The organism is Arthrobacter sp. 01T425, from assembly GCF_056398725.1.
In genome coordinates this window covers 1-20,556 of record NZ_JBFTPY010000005.1, presented here as the reverse complement: position 1 = coordinate 20,556, position 20,556 = coordinate 1, and the positions used below count along the sequence as shown (strand labels likewise).

Annotated in this window: 15 protein-coding genes and 1 rRNA gene; 9 read left to right on the top strand and 7 right to left on the bottom strand. The window is 68.5% G+C overall.

All coding sequences use genetic code 11. From position 1 onward, the window contains the following. Positions 1–2: 2 nt before the first annotated feature. From AC1DNG_RS07795 to galK, 5 genes are all read left to right on the top strand, one after another. Complete coding sequence (locus tag AC1DNG_RS07795) at positions 3–2,123, top strand: beta-galactosidase (protein ID WP_476887071.1); 2,121 nt, start codon at positions 3–5, stop codon at positions 2,121–2,123. A gap of 9 nt (positions 2,124–2,132) precedes the next feature. After that, on the top strand, positions 2,133–2,951 hold the full coding sequence (locus tag AC1DNG_RS07790; RefSeq protein ID WP_476887070.1) for a DeoR/GlpR family DNA-binding transcription regulator: 819 nt from the start codon (positions 2,133–2,135) through the stop codon (positions 2,949–2,951). Positions 2,952–3,055: 104 nt separating this feature from the next. Further along, positions 3,056–5,281 (top strand): alpha-galactosidase, encoded by a 2,226-nt coding sequence (locus tag AC1DNG_RS07785; protein WP_476887157.1) that lies wholly within the window; start codon positions 3,056–3,058, stop codon positions 5,279–5,281. Position 5,282: 1 nt separating this feature from the next. After that, positions 5,283–6,464: a galactose-1-phosphate uridylyltransferase gene (gene galT / locus AC1DNG_RS07780; RefSeq protein WP_476850788.1), complete on the top strand. Its 1,182-nt coding sequence runs from the start codon at positions 5,283–5,285 to the stop codon at positions 6,462–6,464. Then, complete coding sequence (gene galK / locus AC1DNG_RS07775; protein ID WP_476887069.1) at positions 6,461–7,699, top strand: galactokinase; 1,239 nt, start codon at positions 6,461–6,463, stop codon at positions 7,697–7,699. Before galT ends, galK begins: the two co-directional genes overlap by 4 nt. Positions 7,700–7,718: 19 nt before the next feature. Here galK and AC1DNG_RS07770 read toward each other — a convergent pair whose 3' ends face one another. After that, positions 7,719–8,708: an LLM class flavin-dependent oxidoreductase gene (locus AC1DNG_RS07770; RefSeq protein ID WP_476887068.1), complete on the bottom strand. Its 990-nt coding sequence runs from the start codon at positions 8,706–8,708 to the stop codon at positions 7,719–7,721. 133 nt (positions 8,709–8,841) lie between these two features. Further along, the gene (locus tag AC1DNG_RS07765; RefSeq protein ID WP_476871778.1) at positions 8,842–9,642 is read right to left on the bottom strand and encodes a glycoside hydrolase family 25 domain-containing protein; all 801 of its coding nucleotides are present in this window, start codon (positions 9,640–9,642) and stop codon (positions 8,842–8,844) included. 178 nt (positions 9,643–9,820) lie between these two features. Here AC1DNG_RS07765 and AC1DNG_RS07760 point away from each other — a divergent pair, with 178 nt between their 5' ends. The 4 genes from AC1DNG_RS07760 (at position 9,821) to AC1DNG_RS07745 (ending at position 14,390) form a co-directional block, all read left to right on the top strand. Then, complete coding sequence (locus tag AC1DNG_RS07760) at positions 9,821–10,690, top strand: aldo/keto reductase (protein ID WP_223915094.1); 870 nt, start codon at positions 9,821–9,823, stop codon at positions 10,688–10,690. A 70-nt stretch (positions 10,691–10,760) separates the two neighbouring features. Further along, entirely contained in the window at positions 10,761–11,465 is a 705-nt protein-coding gene (locus AC1DNG_RS07755) for a type 1 glutamine amidotransferase domain-containing protein (RefSeq protein ID WP_476887067.1), read from the top strand. 49 nt (positions 11,466–11,514) lie between these two features. Then, positions 11,515–13,263 (top strand): helicase HerA-like domain-containing protein, encoded by a 1,749-nt coding sequence (locus AC1DNG_RS07750; protein WP_476873807.1) that lies wholly within the window; start codon positions 11,515–11,517, stop codon positions 13,261–13,263. Between the two features lie 134 nt (positions 13,264–13,397). Continuing rightward, entirely contained in the window at positions 13,398–14,390 is a 993-nt protein-coding gene (locus tag AC1DNG_RS07745) for a hypothetical protein (RefSeq protein WP_476857287.1), read from the top strand. Positions 14,391–14,496: 106 nt separating this feature from the next. On the opposite strand, the gene AC1DNG_RS07740 is transcribed toward AC1DNG_RS07745, so the two are convergent. The 5 genes from AC1DNG_RS07740 to rrf all read right to left on the bottom strand — a co-directional run. Then, positions 14,497–16,455, bottom strand: coding sequence for an NHL domain-containing thioredoxin family protein (locus tag AC1DNG_RS07740; RefSeq protein ID WP_476887066.1), 1,959 nt, complete (start codon positions 16,453–16,455; stop codon positions 14,497–14,499). Then, on the bottom strand, positions 16,452–18,626 hold the full coding sequence (locus AC1DNG_RS07735) for a bifunctional copper resistance protein CopD/cytochrome c oxidase assembly protein (protein WP_476860381.1): 2,175 nt from the start codon (positions 18,624–18,626) through the stop codon (positions 16,452–16,454). Before AC1DNG_RS07735 ends, AC1DNG_RS07740 begins: the two co-directional genes overlap by 4 nt. Positions 18,627–18,847: 221 nt before the next feature. Further along, the gene (locus AC1DNG_RS07730) at positions 18,848–19,135 is read right to left on the bottom strand and encodes an HU family DNA-binding protein (RefSeq protein ID WP_011776355.1); all 288 of its coding nucleotides are present in this window, start codon (positions 19,133–19,135) and stop codon (positions 18,848–18,850) included. Between the two features lie 425 nt (positions 19,136–19,560). Then, complete coding sequence (locus AC1DNG_RS07725; RefSeq protein ID WP_476887065.1) at positions 19,561–20,121, bottom strand: hypothetical protein; 561 nt, start codon at positions 20,119–20,121, stop codon at positions 19,561–19,563. Between the two features lie 349 nt (positions 20,122–20,470). After that, positions 20,471–20,556: ribosomal RNA gene (rrf, locus tag AC1DNG_RS07720) — 5S ribosomal RNA — on the bottom strand; the annotation flags it as partial.

The window sequence follows — 20,556 nt, the reverse complement described above, 5'->3', positions numbered from 1 at the left end:
ACGTGGACAACAGCTCCAACCACAACAACGCCATGGACTACATCACCGCCCGCCTCGGCTCCGAAGGCTCCCCGATGCTGGCATTCGGCGGAGACTACAACCCGGAACAGTGGCCCGAGGAGACCTGGGACGAGGACGTCCGGCTGATGCGCGAGGCTGGCGTCAACCTGGTCAGCGTGGGCATCTTCAGCTGGTCCCTGCTTGAGCCGTCCGAGGGCGTCTACGAGTTCGGCTGGCTGGACCGGGTCCTGGACCTGCTGCACGCCAACGGCATCCGGGTGGACCTGGCGAACGCCACGGCGTCGCCGCCGCCCTGGTTCAGCCACAAGTACCCCGACTCCCTGCCCGTGACCGCCGACGGCGTGCGGCACAGCTACGGTTCCCGGCAGGCCTTCGCGGCGTCGAGTGCCGAATACCGCCGGGCCGCCGCGGCCCTGACCGAGCAGATCGCCACCCGGTACAAGGACCACCCCGCCGTCGTGATGTGGCATGTCCACAACGAGTACGGCTGCCACAACCAGCCTGATTTCTCGGACGGTGCCGCCGCGGGTTTCCGGCGCTGGCTCGAACGCCGGTACGGCAGCCTGGAGGCCCTCAATGCCGCGTGGGGCACCGCCTTCTGGTCCCAGCGCTACTCGGCCTGGGAGCAGATCCTGCCGCCGCGCACCTCCGGGACCTGGGTGAACCCGACCCAGCAGCTGGACTTCGCCCGCTACTCCTCCGATGAGCTGCTCGAATGCTACAAGGCCGAGGCCGCGATCATCCGCACGCACTCGGGACATCCCGTGACCACCAACTTCATGGGGTTCAACATGGGCCTGCACCAGCCCGTGGACTACTGGCGCTGGTCCGAGGAGATGGATGTGGTCTCCAACGACCACTACCTGATTGCCGAGGATCCGCGGAACTTCCAGGAACTGGCGGCAACCGCAGACCTCACCCGCGGCTGGGCCAAGGGCAAGCCGTGGCTGCTCATGGAGCATTCGACCTCTGCCGTGAACTGGCAGCCGCGCAACATCGCCAAAGCGCCCGGCGAGATGCTGCGCAACTCCCTGCAGCATGTTGCCCGCGGCGCCGACGGTGCGCTCTTCTTCCAGTGGCGGGCCTCGCGGGCCGGCGCCGAAAAGTTCCATTCCGGGCTGCTGCCGCACGCCGGCACGGACACGAAGGTTTGGCGCGAAGTGGTCCAGCTGGGCCAGGCGCTGCGGAGCCTGGCCGAAGTCAGCGGCTCGGTGGTTACGGGCGCGTCCGGCCGGGTGGACGTCGCGATCCTCCACGACACTGACGCCCGCTGGGCCTCGGAACTGGATTCGCACCCGAGCGTGGACGCCTCCAACATCGCCGAAACCCGGCGCTGGCACGATGCCTTCTACCGCGCCGGCATCCCCACCGACTTCCGCCAGGGCACCGATGACCTATCCGGCTACCGGCTCGTCGTCGCGCCGATGCAGTACCTCGTGAGCGATGCCGGGGCCGCGAATCTGGACGCGTACGTGCGCTCCGGCGGCCACCTCGTGGTGACCTATTTCTCCGGTATCGTGGACGAAAATGACCACATCAGGCTTGGCAGCTACCCCGGCGCGTTCAGCGGACTGCTGGGCGTGAAGATGGAAGAGTTTTTCCCGCTGCGCGGCGGCGAAAGCATCCGGCTCAGCAGCTTCGGGGCGGGTAGTTGCTGGAACGAATTGGGGCATGCCACCACCGCCGAGGTCCTCGCGGCCGTGGAAGAGGGACCGGCCGCCGGTTCTCCCGCCGTGACCCGTAACCGTGCCGGAAGCGGCCGCTCCTACTATGTCGCCACGTCACTCGCGCCGGAGGGCCTGGGCGAACTGCTCGCCGTCGTCTGCGCCGATGCCAGGGTGCAGCCGCTCGTCCCGGACCTGCCGGCCGACGTCGAAGTGGTCCGGCGCAGCAAGGACGGGACCGACTGGACGTTCTGCATCAACCACGGCGCCCACGACGTCCGGCTGCCGCTGGAAGGCGTGGACCTGCTCACCGGCGCCGAACTCGACGGCGGGCTCGGCCTCGCGGCCGGCGGTGCCGCCGTCGTCCGTTCGGCTGCCGCCCGATTGGTCGGCACCTCCGCCAGCCACTCAAACCAGTCAAGCCACTCAACCCTGTAAGGACTCCACATGCTAGCCGCAGCCCGCCATTCCGCCATCCTCGCGGAGGTCCAGCGTGAGCGGATCGTCCGTGTCGCGGACCTCGCCAAGATGCTCGGCGTCTCGCTGATGACCGTGCGGCGGGACATCGAGGCCCTCGACGCGGCGGGCGCCGTGGAGAAGATCCACGGCGGGGCCAAGTTGCCCGGCGGCGCCGGCACCCACGAGCCAGGCTTCGAGCTGAAGGTGACCCAGCTCAAGGACGAGAAGATGGCGATTGCGCAGGAGGCGGCCGCGCAGGTGCGCGAGGGCATGGCGGTGGGGCTCAGCGCCGGCACCACCACGTGGGCGCTGGCCCAGCTGCTGTCCGCCGGCCCGCGGATCACGGTGGTCACCAACTCGGTGCGGATCGCGGACGTCTTCCACCAGAGCGCCTCCCCGTCCACCGTGATCCTGACCGGCGGCGAGCGCACACCCTCGGACGCCCTTGTAGGCCCGCTGGCCACATCCTCGCTCAAACAGCTGCACCTGGACGTATTGTTCCTCGGCGTCCACGGTGTCGACGCCGACGCCGGGTTCACCACCCCCAACGTGCTCGAGGCCGAAACCGACCGGGCCTTCGTCACCGCGGCCCGGCGGGTAGTGGTGCTGGCGGACCACACCAAGTGGGGCACCCTCGGCATCAGCACGATCGCCGGCCTGGAGGACGCTGACGAACTCATCAGCGATGACCTTCTGGGCAGCGAGGCCCGGCGCATCCTCGGCGAGCGCGTCGGCCGCCTCCGTCTGGCCCATACCGGCGACGCCCGGAGCCTCAGCGCAGCCAGCCCCGCAGCAGCCACAGGCTGACCGCTCGGCCCCCGCCCACCCAAACCACTACGCCTGGAGCTGCCGTGAACAACCCGGACCTCACCCTTGCCGCCGAGACCCTCTCCCCCGTGGGCGTCCCCCCGGTGGAGCCGTTGTACCTGCGCCGCTCCGGAACATCCCTGCTGATCGACTTCAGCACGGGCGAGGCCGCCATGCTGCACTTCGGCGCCGACCTCGGCCCGGCCCTGCCGGATCTTTCGCTGTTGGGCCAGGCCGTGCCGCACTCGGCCCTCGACGTCCCGGTGACGCTGGGACTGATCCCGCAGGCGTCCTCCGGCTGGCGCGGGCGCCCCGGCCTCCGCGGCCACCGGAACGGCCAGGCGTTCTCGGCCCGTCTGCGTGTTGTCAGTGTCGAACGTTCCAGTGCTGAGCTGTCCAGCGGCGAGCGGTCCCGCGGGGCGGACTGCTCGGCCGTCATCACCCAGGCCGACCCCGAGGCCGGTGTCAGCGTCCGCACGGAGATCAGGATCAACGACGGCGGCCTGCTCCAGCTCCGGCACCGGCTCGACAACGACGGCGCCGGTCCGTACAGCCTCGACGAACTCGCCGCCGTGCTGCCCGTGGGCCGCGCCGCCACAGAAATCCTGGACCTGACCGGCCGCTGGTGCCGGGAGTCCCACCCCCAGCGCCTGCCGCTGCGCCAAGGCACATGGGTCCGCTCGGGCCGGCACGGCCGGACCGGCCACGACGCCTCGCTCCTGCTCGCGGCCGGAACCCCCGGATTCGGGAACCGCCACGGGCAGGTCTGGGCCGCGCATCTGGGCTGGAGCGGCAACCACGAGAGCTTCGTTGACGCCGCCGCGGACGGCCGGACCGTCCTGGGCGCCTCGGAACTGCTCGGCGCCGGCGAGATCAGCGTGGAAGCGAACGCCAGCTACGAGACCCCGTGGCTGTACGCTGCCTACTCCGCCGCGGGCCTGGACGGCATCAGCGATGCCTTCTACAGCTGGTTCCGCGGGCGCCCGCACCACCCCGGCGTGCGGTCCGGCAAAGCCCGTCCCGTGGTGCTCAACGTCTGGGAAGCGGTCTACTTCGACCACCGCCTCGAGCCGCTGCTCGAACTCGCCGAAGCGGCCGCCGGGCTCGGCGTGGAACGCTTCGTCCTCGACGACGGCTGGTTCCGCGGCCGCCGCGACGATCACGCCGGCCTCGGCGACTGGTACGTCGACGAGGACCTGTGGCCCGCGGGCCTGACGCCGCTGATCGACGCCGTTACCGGCCACGGCATGGAATTCGGGCTCTGGGTCGAACCCGAAATGGTCAACGAAGACTCGGACCTGGCCCGCGCCCACCCGGACTGGATCGCCGGCCCGGCCGGCCGGCTGACTGGCCGGCTGCCCATGCAATGGCGGCACCAGCAGGTCCTTGACCTGGTCAATCCGGCGGCCTGGCAATACATCTTCGACAGGCTCGATGCCCTGTTGAGCGAATACCGGATCAGTTACCTCAAATGGGACCAGAACCGGGACCTGGCCGAGATGGGCCACGCCGGCCGGCCGTCCGTGCACGCCCAGACTCAGGCCGTCTACCGGCTCCTGGACGAGCTCCGCAAGGCCCACCCCGGCGTCGAGATTGAAAGCTGCTCCTCCGGCGGGGCCCGCGTGGATCTCGGCATCCTGGAGCGCACCGACCGGATCTGGGCCTCGGACTGCAACGATGCCCTGGAACGGCAGACCATCCAGCGCTGGACCGGCGTGGTGGTGCCGCCGGAGCTCGTCGGATCGCACATTGGCCCCACCACGAGCCACACCACGGCGCGAACGCACGATCTCTCCTTCCGGGCGATCACGGCGATGTTCGGCCACTTCGGCCTCGAATGGGATGTCCGGCGCCTCGACGATGCCGAACGTACCGAGCTTGCCCGGGCCATCGCAGTGTTCAAGCAGTACCGGCCGCTCCTGCACAGCGGGCGCATGGTGCGGGCCGATGAGCCCGATCCCGCCCTCCGGCTGCACGGGGTCGTGTCCCACGACGGCGGCGAGGCCCTCTACGCCCTGGTCTCGGTGGCGACGTCGTTCGCCGAAGTCCCGGGGAAGGTCTGCCTGCCCGGGCTGCTCCCGGACACCGCGTACCGGGTGGAAGCGGTCTACCCGGCGGCCGGGGACCGGCGGGCGTTCCTGCAGGCGGCGCCACCGGCGTGGCTTGCGGGCGGCGTCGAGGCCTCGGGACGCTTCCTGGCCGAATCCGGGCTCCCAATGCCGGTCCTGAACCCGGAACACGGGCTGCTCCTGGCAGTCCGCCGCGCCACCGCCGCCGCTCCGGCCGCCTATCCAGCCGCAAACAGCGCACACCCCGTGAGGAACCCCTAGCATGGGCCAGATTACGAAACGATCCCACAAGCTCTCCGACGGCCGGGACATCATCTACTTCGATGATGCCGATACCGCCCTGCCCCCGCACCGGGGCGAGGATCTCCGCGCGCCGGCGGTCCGGCCGCCCACAGCCACCATGCGCCAGGACGCCCTGACCGGGGAGTGGATCTCGATCGCGGCCGCCCGGCAGAACCGGGTGGTCCTGCCGCCCTCGCACCTGGACCCGCTGGCCCCGGCGTCGCCGGAGAATCCCTCGGAGATTCCGAGCCTCTACGACGTCGCCGTCTTCGAAAACAAGTCCCCCTCCTTCGGGCCGGACCTGGCGGGGGCCGCCGCACCGGAAGGCCTGGATGACCTCGCCCGGGTGGGGCTGGGGCGCAGCCGGCAGTCCGTGGGCCGGTGCGAAGTGGTGTGCTTCTCCCCGGAACACACCGGCTCCCTGGCGGGCCTGCCCCTGTCCCGGATGCGCACGGTCGTGGAAGCCTGGGCGGACCGGACGGCCGCGCTGTCCGCGCTGCCCGGCGTCGAACAGGTCTTTCCGTTCGAGAACCGCGGCGAAGCGATCGGCGTGACGCTGCACCACCCGCACGGACAGATCTACGCCTACCCGTACATCACGCCGCGCACGGCCCAGCTGGTCCGCACGATCGAAAGTTACGGCGGCGCGCTGTTCGAGGACATCCTCAGCTTCGAGCAGAAATCCGAGCGGGTGCTGCTCCAGGGCGAGCACTGGACGGCGTTTGTCCCGTTTGCCGCGCGCTGGCCGCTGGAAGTGCATATCCTCCCGCACCGGCACGTCCCGGACCTCGCCGCCACGACCGACGAGGAACGCGATGAGTTCTCCCTGCTGTACCGCCAGCTCCTGCGTGGCGTCGATGCCCTCTACGACAGCCCCACGCCGTACATTTCGGCGTGGCACCAGGCTCCCGTCCACGCCCACCGGGACGACATCCGGCTCATGCTGCAGCTGACCTCGCCCCGCCGGGAGGAGGACAAGCTCAAGTACCTGGCAGGGTCGGAAGCCGCGATGGGGGCATTCATCGCGGACATCCCGCCGGAAACGGCCGCCGCCCGGCTCCGCGACGCCATGGAGGCAGCATCGCCGCCACCGCGTACACCAGGGCTCGAGCCATTCCGCACAGAACTCCCAGCAACAGAACAGGAAGCAGCCCAGCCATGAACGAGGTCCTTGAACGGGAAAGTGGGTACTTTTCCAGCGAGTTTGGGGGCGCGCCGGACGGCTTGTGGTCGGCGCCCGGGCGGGTCAACCTGATCGGTGAGCACACGGATTACAACGAGGGCTTCGCGTTTCCGATCGCGATCGACAAGCGCACCACGGTGGCGGCCCGCGTCCGCGCAGACCGTCTGCTCCGGGTCACCAGCAGCTCTTTCCCCGGCGTCATAGAGGTAAGCCTCGACCGCCTGGACCCGGATAGCCTCACCGGCTGGGCCGCGTACCCCCTCGGCGTGGCCTGGGCGATGTCCCGGGCGGCAGCAGCCGGCGCCGGTTCCGACGTCGCGTCCGGTTCAGCAGCCGGTCCCGACGTCGCGTCCGGTTCAGCAGCCGGTTCCGGCGTCGCGTCCCGGATGTCCGGCCTGGACCTGGCGCTGACCTCGGATGTCCCGGCCGGCGCCGGGCTGTCCTCCTCCGCCGCAATCGAATGCGCGGTGGCCCTGGCCCTGAACGATCTCTGGGACTTGGGGCTGGGCAGGCCTGAACTGGCACGGATCGGCCAGCTGGCCGAGAACCGGGTGGTCGGCGCGCCCACCGGCATCATGGACCAGTCGGCCTCGCTCCTTGGCGAGCCCGATCATGGCATCCTGCTCGATTGCCAGAACCTGTCGACCGAGCCGGTTGCCCTCGGCTTCGCCGGTGCCGGAGTGGGGCTGCTCGTGATCGACACCCGCACCAGCCATTCCCATGCCGACGGCGGCTACGCCAGCCGCCGCCGTTCCTGCGAGGACGGCGCCCGCCGCCTGGGCGTCGGCAGCCTGCGGGCGCTGGGCCCGGACGATCTTCCCCGCGCCGCGGCACAGCTCGACGGACAGACCTACCGCCGGGTCCGCCACATCATCACGGAAAACCAGCGGGTGCTCGACACCGTGACGGCACTGCGGACCTCCGGCCCCGCCGCGATCGGGCCGTTCCTCAACGAATCGCACGAGTCCATGCGCGACGACTTCGAGATCTCCACCCCTGAGCTCGACCTCGCCGTGGCCAGCGCGCAGGGATTGGGCGCCATCGGCGCGCGCATGACCGGCGGCGGTTTCGGTGGCGCAGCCATTGCTCTGGTCCGCAACGACGGCGCTGCAACGGTGGCCGCGGGCGTTGCCCGCGACTTCGCCCGGGCCGGATACGCGGCCCCGCACATCTTCCCCGTCACCGCGTCCGAGGGCGCCCGCCGGGAACTGTAGCCCGGAAGGCCCCAGGTCGTTATGCCCGCACGAGGCGGGCGGCGTCGGCCAGAAGTTCCACGGAACGGAGCCGGGGTTCGGTCCCGGTGCTCTGGTGCGCCACGATCAGTTCGTCGGCGTCGGCGTGCGCCGTGAACTCCTCGAGGTACGCCAGGACGGCCTCGGGGGTGCCCACCGCGGAGTACTTCATCATCTGCGCCATCTGCTGGCCCTGGGGCGAGTCCAGGATCATATCCGCCTCGTCGTCGCTGAACACACGGCCATTGCCGAAGAACAAGGAAACCCTGGCCCGCTTGGTGGCCTGGAACATCGCCTGCGCCTCAGCGGCCGAATCGGCGGCAATGACATTGACTCCGGCGATCACGTGCGGCGCCTCGAGCTGCGCGGAGGGCCGGAATTCGCGGCGGTAGACCGCCACCGCATCCTGCAGCGCGTTGGGCGCGAAGTGCGAGGCGAACGCATAGGGCAGGCCCAGCTGGGCGGCCAGCCTGGCGCCGAACAGGGAGGACCCCAGGATGTACAGCGGCACGTTGGTGCCCTTGCCCGGGGTGGCCTCCACGCCCTGGATGCGGGTGGGGCCGCTCAGGTAGCCCTGGAGCTCCAGGACGTCCTGCGGGAAGCTGTCTGCCGACATCGGATCGCGGCGCAGGGCGCGCATGGTGTTCTGGTCGCTGCCCGGCGCCCGGCCCAGGCCGAGGTCGATCCTGCCCGGGTGCAGGGTCTCAAGCGTGCCGAACTGTTCGGCGATGGTCAGCGGCGAGTGGTTGGGCAGCATCACGCCGCCGGCGCCGAGCCGGATGCTGGAGGTGTGGGCCGCGACGTGGGCGATCAGCACACTCGTGGCGGACGAGGCGATCGCGGACATGTTGTGGTGCTCGGCGTACCAGATCCGCCGGTAACCCCGGTCCTCGGCGAGCTGCGCCATGGCCACGCTGCCGGCGAAGGTTTCCGCCGCCGTCTGGCCCGGGCCGATGGTTGCGAGATCAAGAATGGAAAGCGGAACAGTCACGGAAAAGCCGGCCTTTCGTAGCGGAGCAGTGTGCGGGCCGGAGTTTGGACTGCGGTCCTGGGTGGCACCGGGTTTCCGGCGCGGGCACACTGGGGTCAACGACGGCGGCCCCCGGGATATTTCTGCAGGCGGCTCAGGGGCACGAGTAGTTGTAGTCAAGGCCCCCGGAGATGTACTGCGTCATCGAGACGCGGCTGTTCGGGGTGAGTCCGGGGCGGGCGCAGTTCGCCTTGGCCCCGGCCGCCGATCCCGCTCCAGCGAGCCAGCTCGGCAGACCTGCCAGCGGGCTGGCGAACTTCACGGTTCCGGCGATCTCCCCCCACTGGTAGGCGGTGGAGTAGAGGCCCACGCGGGCGCCGATCTTCTTGAAGTAGGCGGCCATGCCTTCCAGGACGGCGACGTTGGCGGCTTTGTCAGCCTGCCAGGTGTTTTCCGTTTCCACATCCAGCCACCAGAGGTAGGACTGCGGGTTGCTGACCCCGCGGCGCTTGGCGTCGTCGGACGCCTTGGCCCACCCATACATATAGGAGCAGGCTTTGAGCGACCCCAAGGCGCAGTTGCCGTAGGGGTTTGTGACCTTCACCCCGTTGTAGGTGTTCAACGTGGGCCACCAGGACCCCTGCCGGGCGGGGTTGGCCGTGTTGACGTACAGCGCCACCCTCGGCTGCGCCGTCGCTGCCGGGGACTTTGCGGTCTTGGCCCAGGCCAGCTGGCTTGCCAGGCACGGGTTCGTGTTGTTGGCCAGGCCATGGTTGACGCCGACGATCGCGAAGGCCGGCTGCTTTGGGAGGGTCTTCCCGCATTGCGGCCAGGACACATCGATTCCGGGTCCCGAGGTACTGGCCGTAGCGGCCGAAGCGGGGCTTCCGCCCAGCATTACAAGGCCGAGGGTCACGGCAAAGGCCAGCACGATGCGCGGGAACGAGTTGGGCATGCCACAGTCTAAGGCAAAATCGCAGAAACGCTAATCGGTGGCGTAATTCCGCCACGGCGCAGGTTTTGCCGCCGGAATGCCCGGAACGCACGCCTGCAGGCGCCCCCGCATCGACGGGCGGGGACGCCCCGTTAGGGAGCCTTGGAATAGTCAGCAGACTGAGGATGTTCACTCTCCTATGAGCCACGACAATTCACAGCATCCGGAAAAATCCGCCACGATCGCCCTCAAGGATCTGGGAACCGTCCACCGGCTGGGCTTTGGCGCCATGCGGATCGTCGGCGACGGCGTCTGGGGCGAGCCGGCAGACCGCGCCGCCGCGGTCGCCGTCGTGCGCCGCGCCGTGGAGCTCGGCGTCGACTTCATTGACACCGCAGACTCTTACGGCCCCAACATCAGCGAGGAAATCCTCGCCGAGGCGCTGCATCCCTACCGGGACGGCCTCAAGATCGCCACCAAGGTGGGGTTCACCCGCACCGGCCCCAACGTCTGGGTTCCGGTCGGCCGGCCCGAATACCTGCGCCAGCAGACGGAACTGAGCCTGCGCAAACTCAAGGTCGACTCCCTCGACCTCCTGCAGCTGCACCGGATCGACCCCAAGGTGGACCGCGACGAGCAGTTCACCGTGCTTCGCGATCTGCAAAAGGAAGGCAAGGTCAAGGCACTCGGCCTCTCCCAGGTCAGCGTCGAGGACCTGGAGGAAGCCGGGAAGTACTTCACCGTCTCCACGGTGCAGAACCGCTACAACCTCACCGACCGCAGCTCCGAGGACGTCCTCGAGTACGCCGAGGAGAACGGCATCGGCTTCATTCCGTGGGCGCCGATCTCCGCTGGCGAGCTGGCCCGGCCGGGCGGACCGCTCGACGAGGCGGCGAAGCGGCTGGGCGCCACGACTTCCCAGGTGGCGCTGGCCTGGCTTCTGCGCCGGTCCCCCGTCATGATGCCGATCCCCGGCACCGGCTCCGTCAAGCACCTTGAAGAGAACCTGGCCGCCGCCGGCGTCGTCCTCGACGACGCCACCTATGCGGAACTCAAAGCGACCCGCTGAACCGCGCCGCTTCCCATATTTCACCTTATCCACCGTCCGCCGGCCCCGCCGGCAGAACAGGAGCAGCACCATGGCTAAAAATATTCTGATGGTTGTCTCGGCAGCAGATTCCCTGACGATGCGCGACGGCAGCGAACACCCCACCGGGTACTGGGCCGAGGAGCTCGTCGTCTCCCACCGGACCCTTCTCGACGCGGGCCACACCGTGCACATCGCCACTCCTGGCGGCAAGAAGCCGACGGTGGATGAGGTGAGCCTCGCGGCCGAGTCCGCCGGTGGGCAGGACCGTGCGGATAGCTTCCGCCGCTACATCGATTCCCTCGACGCCGAACTGTCCAACCCGCTGGCGCTGGCCGACGTCGACGCCTCCGCCTACGACGCCGTCGTGATGCCGGGCGGCCACGGGCCCATGGCCGACCTGTACCAGGATGCCGACCTTGGCCGCCTGCTGACGACCGTCAACACGGCCGGCAAGATCATTGCCCCCTTCTGCCACGGCCCGGCCGGGCTGTTGAGCGCCACGGACGACGACGGCGCGTTCACCTTCGCCGGACGCCGCCTCACCGTCTTCACCAATGAGGAGGAGCTGGGTGGCGGCACGGGACCCAATACACCGTGGTTCGTGGAGGATGTCCTGAAGGAGAAGGGCGCGGTAGTGGAGAACGGCGCGGCCTGGACGTCTCACGTTGTGCGGGACGGAAACCTCATCACCGGGCAGAACCCGCAGTCCAGCGAGGACGTGGCCAAGGAGGTCCTCAAGGCCCTCGCCGAATAAGCCACTCCTAGCCGGGTCCGGGAACCCCGGACCCGGCTAAGCTAACCGCATGGCCATCAAATCCACTGCAGACAAAGTCGCCACGATCGTCCAGGGCTACACTTTGGACGGCCCGACGATCGAGCTCGGCGCGGCGATCGTCGACGGCGAACTCCACAAGGAAGCCTCCGTCCGGCTGCCGCTCGCGATGATGAACCGGCACGGCCTCGTGGCCGGGGCGACAGGCACGGGCAAGACCGTCACGCTGCACATGATGGCCGAACAGCTTTCCACCGCCGGTGTGCCCGTGTTCCTGGCCGACATCAAGGGCGACCTCTCGGGCCTGGCCACCGCCGCCACGGGCACCGAAAAACTCCTGGCCCGCACGGAGAGCATCGGCCAGGCCTGGTCCGGCAAGACTTTTCCGGTGGAGTTCCTGGCCCTCGGCGGCGACGGCAAGGGCATACCGGTCCGCGCCACCATCACCTCCTTCGGCCCCATCCTGCTCTCCCGCATCATGGACCTGAACGAGACCCAGGAATCCAGCCTGCAGCTCGTCTTCCATTTCGCGGACAAGAAAGACCTGGAGCTGATCGACCTCAAGGACCTGCGGGCCGTGATCCAATTCCTGACCTCGGCCGAGGGCAAGGACGAACTTGAGGAACTCGGCGGCCTCTCCAAGGCAACCGCCGGCGTGATCCTGCGCGAACTGATCACGCTCGAGGCGCAGGGTATGGAGAAGTTCTTCGGCGAACCCGAGTTCGACACCGCCGAACTGCTGCGTACCGCGCCGGACGGCCGCGGTGTGGTGAGCTGCCTGGAGCTTCCGACGCTGCAGACCAAGCCCATGCTCTTCTCAACGTTCCTCATGTGGCTGCTGGCCGACCTCTTCGAGGACCTGCCCGAGGCCGGTGACCTCGACAAGCCCAAGCTCGTCTTCTTCCTCGATGAGGCCCACTTGCTGTTCAACGGCGCCTCGAAAGCCTTCCTGGATGCGATCACCACCACCGTCCGGCTCATCAGGTCCAAAGGTGTCGGAATTTTCTTCGTGACGCAGACCCCCAAGGACGTCCCCGCCGACGTCCTCGGCCAGCTGGCAAACCGCGTGCAGCACGCCCTCCGCGCCTATACCCCGGAGGACGCCAAGGCCCTCAGGGCCACCGTCTCGACCTTCCCGACCAGCGACTACGACCTCGAGGAGACCCTCACTACCGCCGGCATCGGCGAGGCCGTCATCACAGTCCTGAATGAGAAGGGCGCGCCGACCCCGGTGGCGCTGACCCGGCTCCGCGCCCCGGAGTCCGTGATGGGCCCCAGCACCGACGAGCTGATCTCCAGCACCGTCGCCGCTTCCGCCCTGCTGCCCAAGTACGGCACCGCCGTCGACAACATCTCAGCGTACGAGAAGATCGCCGCCGAAGGCGGTGACCGCACAGGCGCTGCCCCGACCGGGCCGGCGGCCGGGACCGCACACCACGGCGGCGCCCGGGACGGCGGCAGCCAGGAATCCGCCCAGGGCGGCGGTTTGGACCCCCGCGCCATCGACGCCGAAGCCCGGCGGATCGAGGAGGAAATCCTTGGCCGCCCCAGCAGCCGCCCCGCGCCGGCGCCCAGGATGCCCGACGATGACAACGTGCCCGAGCGGCGTGCCCCCCGGCCGGCGCAGCCGCCGGCCGGCGGCGGCGGGGGCATCGGCGGCGAACTCGCGGGGGCCCTGGGCGGTGGCCTTCAGAGCATGGCCCGCTCGCTGGGGACCCAGCTTGGCAGGGAACTGCTCCGCGGCGTCTTCGGCACTTCCTCCAAACGCCGCCGCCGCTAGGGATCACCGCGGCGGCATCCAACCGAACGTTCCCTGCCCGCGGGCCGGGCGGCCTTCAGCCATGCTCCGCGTCACAGATACGGACTGTGACACCGGGATTCCTGTGGGGTGCAGGTAACGTAAGAATGGTGCAGATGAGTCAGGCGTTGGTCAAAATCGCAGCAGTGTGGCTGCTGGGACTCATGCTTGCCGTCGCCGGGGCCATCGTGTCGATCAACCTGGTGAACGACTCCATTGCCGGGCCCCAGCAGCCAGTCCGCGAATATTTGAGTGCCCTGCAAAAGGGCGATGGCGAAAAGGCGCTGGGCCTGTTGCGCGCCTCCGTGCCACAAAGCAACCCGGCGATGCTCGACGGCACGGCCCTGCAAACCGCGGCGGCACGCGTCTCCGACGTCAAGCTTGGCGCCGCGGAAGAGCGCGGTGCCAATCAGGTCATGGTGCCCATGGAGTACACAGTCGACGGCAACAAGTTGCGGACCGAGTTCCTGTTGGAGCGCTCCGGCACCGAGTGGCTGTTCTTCCACAAATGGTCTTTCGTCCCCTCTGAGCTGCCCGTCCTGGACGTCACCGTGGTCAACTCCAGCGAGGCCACCCTCAACGGCGTGCCGGTGAACATGCCCAACGGCCGCAACTCCTTCGCAGTCTTCTACCCGGGCGAGTACGAGGCGACCCTGAACGGCCAGTATTTCTCCGCCCCGGCCACCCGCGCCACCGTGTCGGCCGCGGACGCGCCTCCGGCCCCGCTGAACCTGCTGACCGAGGCCACGGGCGCCCTGAAGGAGGCCGTGAGCGGCAAGGTCAAGGAGTTCCTGGACTCCTGCGCGGACGAGGCCGACAAGCAGCAGAAGCTGCAGCCCAACTGCCCGTTCTACCACGCCACCAACAACCGCGTGATGGACGGGACCATCGACTGGAGCATCACGGACTACCCGAGCGTCAGCATCGAGCCGTTCGGCGGCCGCTGGGTGGTGGCGCCCCTCGACGGCAAGGCCCGGATCAAGGCCCGCCAACAGGATCTGTTCTCGGGCGCCGTGTCCGACATCGACTCCGTCCACGATTTCAGCTTCACGACCCGTCTGGACATCGACGGCGACACCGTCAAGCTCACGCCGCAGCTGGACTACTAGTACCCGCCGGGGCTCCGCGGCCGGAGGCCCGAAGAAAGCCAAAAGGCTGCTGTCCGTGATTCAGGGTCACGGACGGCAGCCTTCGGCTCAGCCTTGGCGCAGCGGCTCAGTCCATTCCGCGCAGGTCCAGGACCAGCTCGGTGTCTCCGTCGGCCTGCAGTAGCACGGGGATTCCCCAGTCCTGCTGGTAGAGGTGGCAGGCCGCATGGTCCGGGATCTCGCCGTCGGCGTCTTCGGGCCCGTCACACGCGGCCGCGCGGGCGGTGATGTGCAGGACGCCCTCGGGGACGTCGGAGGAAAGCTCCAGGGTGCGCAGGAGCCCCACGGACGTCCCGCCGCCGGAGACCAGCAGTTCGGGGGGTGTGGACGAGATCTTCAACTGGGTGGGATCGCCCCAGCGGTCGTCCAGCTTCTGGCCGGTGGGCGCCGTGAAGCGGACCGCCAGTTCGAGCGGCCCAGGCGCCACGGGGCTCTTGGGCCGGTGGGTCTGCGCCGCACCCTCGTCCACCTGCTGGGCTTCCTTCGGGATGGGCACGTACACGAGCTGGTGCTTGTTGGCCTCGACCACCACCAGCAACGGTTCGGATCCGGCGACCTGGGTGTGGTCCACAATCACGTCCGAGGGCTCGGACAGTCCGCGGGCCAGCGTGGAGACCGTGCCCGTTGCGGGGTCGTAGCGGCGGACTGCGCCGTTGTACGTGTCCGCGATGGCCACCGAACCGTCAGGGAGCACCGTGACGCCGAGCGGGTGCTGCAGCCGCGCCTCCCCGGCGGGTCCGTCGCGGAAGCCGAAGTCGAACAGGCCCTTGCCCACCGCCGACTCGACGGTGATGCTGCCCGCGTCATCAATCACGAGTTTGCGCAGGGCGGAGGTCTCGGAGTCAGCCACCCAGATGTTGCCGTCCGCGTCTTCGGCGAGGCCGGAGGACTGGGCGAACCAGGCTTCAGCGGCCGGGCCGTCCAGGAGCCCTTCGAGGCCGTTGCCGGCGATGATCTTTACGGCCCCGGAGGTCGGGTCGAAGCTGAAGATCTGGTGCACTCCCGCCATCGCGACCACCACGGCGTTGAGCTTGGTGGACCAGACGACGTCCCACGGCGAGCTCAGGGACACCGCGAGCGGGTCCGCCTCGAGCCGGGTACCGTAGGCGGCGCCTTCCTCGTCCACGCGGGCCGGGCCGGTTTCCAGCAGCCGCTGCACGCCGTTGCCGGCCAGCGTCCGGACGGTGCCGTCCGTGAGGGACAGCCCGCGGAGCCGGTGATTCACGGAGTCGGCAATGACGACGTCGTAACCGGCGTCCTCGGCGACATCATCGGGCAGCAGCACCAGGCCCTGCGGTTCGTTGAACCGGGCGGTGGCGGCGTTGCCGTCGGCGTGGCCCTTTTCGCCGGAGCCATAGGTGGCCAGCACGGTCTGAAAGTCGGTAGAGAGTTCCACGAGCCGGTGATGGCCGGTGTCGGTCACCAGCCATGAGCCGTCGCCAGCGCCTCCGACGCCGCGGCCGGCGGGCAGGAACAGGGCCTTGCCCGGGAAGCGCAGTGTTCCCGACGTCGGTTCCGGCGCCACATAGGGGCCGTCACCCCGGTGCAGGGTGCCCCTGGCTTCGTGTTCGGCGATCAGCTCGGGGATCAGCACGGCGAGGCCGTCCGCGTGGCCCTCGCCGGAGAGGTGCGCCACGATGTAGCCCTCGGGATCGATGACCACCAGGGTCGGCCAGGCCCGGGCCGTATAGGCCTTCCAGGTGTCCAGCTCGGGGTCGTCAAGGACAGGGTGGCGGATCTCGTAGCGTTCGACCGCGGCCGCCAGCGCCACGGGATCGGCCTCGTGCTCGAACTTGGGCGAATGCACGCCGACCGTCACGAGGACATCCGAGTACTGCTGCTCGAGCGGGCGGAGTTCGTCCAGGACGTGCAGGCAGTTAATGCAGCAGAACGTCCAGAAGTCCAGCAGCACGATCTTGCCGCGCAGGGATTCAAGGTCCAGGGACTTGCCACCGGTGTTAAGCCAGTTGCGGCCCACCAGTTCGGAGGCCCGGACCCGGAGGTGGGTGCGTACGGTTTCGGTCATGAGCGTCCTTCCAGCTTTGAATTGCGTTCGGCAAGCCTGGCGTCGCGCTCGGCCAACTTGGCAAACATATCGTTGTAAGCGGTGAGATCGGCGTCGTTATTCCTGTCCGCCGCCCGGTCGGTGCGTTTGGACTCGCGCGCGTCGGAGCGGGACCACATCACGGCGACACCGATCGCTACCAGCAGGGTTGGCACTTCGCCGATCCCCCACGCCACGGCACCGCCCATCTGTTGGTCCAGCAGGGCCGCGGGGCCCCAGGTCCGCCCCAGGTTGCCGAAGTAGTCGGCGGCCAGCAGCCCGGTGCCGCCCATGATGGCGACGCCGAAGAACGCGTGGAAGCCCATGGTGGCCAACAGGAGCAGCAGCCGCATGGGGTACGGTGCGCGGCGCGGCAACGGATCGGTGCCGATCATGGTGAGCACGAAGATGTAGCCGGTGAGGGCGAAGTGCAGGTTCATGAGTTCGTGGCCCACGTGGTCCCGCATCGCGTAGCCGAACGCGTCCGAGTAGTAGAAAAGAACGATCGAGCCGGCGAAGTTGGCGGCCGCGAACAGCGGGTGGGTCACCAGTTGCGAGAACTTGGAGTGGATGAAGATCATGAGCCACTCGCGCGGGCCGCGGGAGCTGTCGCGCCGGGGGGTCAGCGCCCGCAGTGCCAGCGTCACGGGGGCGCCGAGGACCAGGAAGATGGGGGCCACCATGGTCAGGGCCATGTGGTCCACCATGTGCGCCGAAAACAGCACCCTGCCATAGACCGACGGCGGCCCCGAGGTCACGTAGGTGAGGACCATGAGTCCGATCACCCAGTTGACCGTCCGGAACCAGGGCCACGAGTCGCCCCGCTTCAGCACCCTTCGTACGCCGAGGAGGTAGGACACCAGGCCAAATACGACGACGGCGATCCAGAGCCAGTCGAGCCGCCACTCCGTGAGCCATCGGTCCGGGGTCAGTTCCGGCGGCAGCTCGTAGCCCGAGAGGATGAAGGCCGGCGAAGCGTCGGGGGCGAAAGTGGTGGGCTGCGGCGGGGCGGAACGCCCCAGCGCGACGGCGATCCCGGACGTCGCTCCCATGATGATCAGCTCCACGATCACCAACTGCCACAGCACCCGCCGCGCGGACCTGCCCATGGCGCGGTTGCCCAGCTGCGGGATGACCCAGCGGCGGTGCATGAGCCCGATGCCGCCCAACACCAGGACCGCTGCCGTCTTGGCCAGGATCAGTTGCCCGTAGGCGGAGCCGAAGAGGTCTGCCCATGTGGTGAGGCGGATGCTGGCGTTGATCACGCCTGAGGCGAAGACCAGCGCGAAGGCAAAGCCGGCCAGGGATGAGAACCGGCGCAGGGTTGGCTCGGTGATGTCTGCAGTCCCCGAAGCTGCCCCCGAGGTGCGGCCGCCGGCGCCCGTGCCCTCCAGGACCCCGGAGAGGACCGCGAGCATGATGATGCCGCCCACCCAGGCCGATACGCCGACCAGGTGCAGGCCGAGCGAATTGATGGCGCCCTCGTGGTCGCTGGAGCTGGAGGAGTGTCCGATCAGGGCAGCGGGAACCAGACCGATCAGCGAAAGGACCAGTGTCAGTGCCAGGCCGCCGCGGGAGCGCACTCCGAACAGGGCGGTGGTAACGACGGCGGCGATGATTACGACAGCCAGCCACGCGCGTCCGGTTTCGATGTCCGTCATGAAGTAAACGAGGGAGCGGGTGAATTCCGGATCCCCGGAGATGCCCTGCCCCGCAATGTCCGCGTAGCCCAGGACCAGCACGGTGATCGCGGACAGCGTCCAGACGGCGCCGGCGGCCGCTGCCACGGCCAGCGCCCGGGTGAAGGCCGGATGTTCCGGGGCGTCCTGCTCCTTGGACCGGGAGCCGTTCCTGTTTCGCGGCAGGATGCCGACGGCGAAGATGAGGCCGCCGATCACGGTGGCGACAGCGACGTTGTGGATCGCTTTGCTCACCGGAAGCCCCCAGCGCACCAGCGCCCCGGGATCTGAGACCTCGCGGGCGGCTGCTGCGCCGGAGAAGATAAGTGCCGCTACCAGGCCAATAAACAACGCGCCAAGGCCTGCGATCAGCCAAGGCCGGGCAATCCCGGCGGGACCGGAGCCAGGGCCGCGTGCGTCCCCGGGGGGAACGGGCGCTGCGGTTGTGGGCGTGGGATTTACTGCGGAAGGCACACCTCCATTGTCCGCTACGCCGCCTAGCTCAGCGAATCGGCGCCGGCGGCTGGGCCTCTGGGGATCCGCCCAGCCGGCCCGGCCCTCAAAGGACTGCGGATTGGTCGGGAAGGCCGCCCGGCCGGGCTAAGACCGATTAGGGACCGGGTTAGGGACTGGCCGGGGACGCAAAAGGAGCGGCAACCCGAGGGTTGCCGCTCCTTTCAAGCCTGCGAAGAAGACTACTTCTTCTTGGCGACTGCAGCCTTCAGCTTGGAGCCGGCGGTCAGCTTGACGCTGTGGCCAGCGGCAATCTGGATGGTCTCGCCGGTCTGCGGGTTGCGGCCGGTGCGAGCTGCACGGTCGGTGCGCTCTACGGCGAGCCAGCCCGGGATGGTGATCTTCTCGCCCGCGGCGACGGAGGTCTCGAAGACCTCGAACAGTGCGTCGAGCACGGAGTTGACTGCTGCCTGGCTGGTGCCGGCCTTGCCTGCTACCTCTGCAACAAGTTCACTACGGTTCTTAGCCATTTATGTCCTCCTGGACGGTCACGATTTTTGGAGCCTGCACACGGCATGCGTACAAACCACTGTTCGAAAACTTACCAGCTTGGCGCCTCAGAGGTGGCAAATTCCGCGTGTTTTCGGCCTTTTTTGGGGAAAATCACTGGAATCGGGCGCCGATCGCCGTCAAATTGCGCCGAGAGCGGAAGCCCCCTCGTCGGCGCCGTTTCACCGAGTTCCGCCGCGGTCCCCGCCGACGTACTTTGTGCCGCCAGGTAGCCACCCCGGGCGCTGCCCGCTGCTGACCCGTCCCATGGTCTGTAAGTCTTTACCCGGCTGCTCTGTGAGTGGCCGGCAGTCTGGTGCTGTGGCCGGGCTTGGGCGTGGCTCACCCATGATATTGCCTCCGAGAGGAATCTCCCACGTACTGATGAGGCCTAACTCTTGGCGTTCTAAGACGGCTTGGCACCATTCACGGATTTGAACTGGCCGCCGAGCTCTTGCGCCAGGCCCTTTAGGTCCTTACCGCTCGGAGACTCCTGAAGTGCCTCGGACATGTCCACGACCATCCAGCTTTTACCCTCCACGATGGCTAAAGGCTGGGTGCTGTGCGCATACAGCTGCTGCTCAGCATTTCGGGCCTCTTCGGTCTCGAACCACTCGACCTGGACACGCTTTGAACAGACGGCGTATTCGGCCGTGTAACCGGCCGGCTCCGGATTGATGATGGGGTCCGTCTTGGGCGCTTCCTCGCAGCCAATGACATCGGCAACGGCTCGGCGGGCTTCCTCGATAGAGCCGAATTCCGTATGCTGCGGGGACTGTGAAGACTGGGCATTCGAGGACTGCTGCACCTCCATGCCACAGGCTGTTAGGACGCAGATCAGCCCCAGCATTGTGGCAGTTGCGGCGTACTTGAACTTGCCTGTCATCATCACCGGACACCCCCCAAGGTCAGTGGACTCATACTTGCACAACGCCAGGAACTTAATACGTAGCGGGGCCAGTTCCAAGGAGCTGGTTTGTCCTTCCGCTGCGCTGGTTGCGCTATCAGAACCCGGCTTGACGACTTTAGAAGCATCCTGGCGGGCAGTGAGGGGATGCCTTGGCGGGGCGACGCCGGCACCGGCCTTGGATGCCCTGCCGGCTGCCCGGGGATGTGGGGCGCTCGTGGCGGGCCCGGGGCCGCTGTTATGGCAGGGCGTGTACCGGCCCGGCCCGGGGGCTGGCGGGCGGCCGATCCCCCGGGGGCAGCTGGCCGTGGGCCCGGGCTCCGGGGCCGGGGTCCCGGCCCTGCCGGAGAGGGGGGTTAAATGCGGGAGGACCCCCACGTGTGGTGGGGGTCCTCGACCGTTAATGGTGTTCCGGCGGTGACCTACTCTCCCACACCCTCCCGGGTGCAGTACCATCGGCGCTGTGGGTCTTAGCTTCCGGGTTCGGGATGGGAC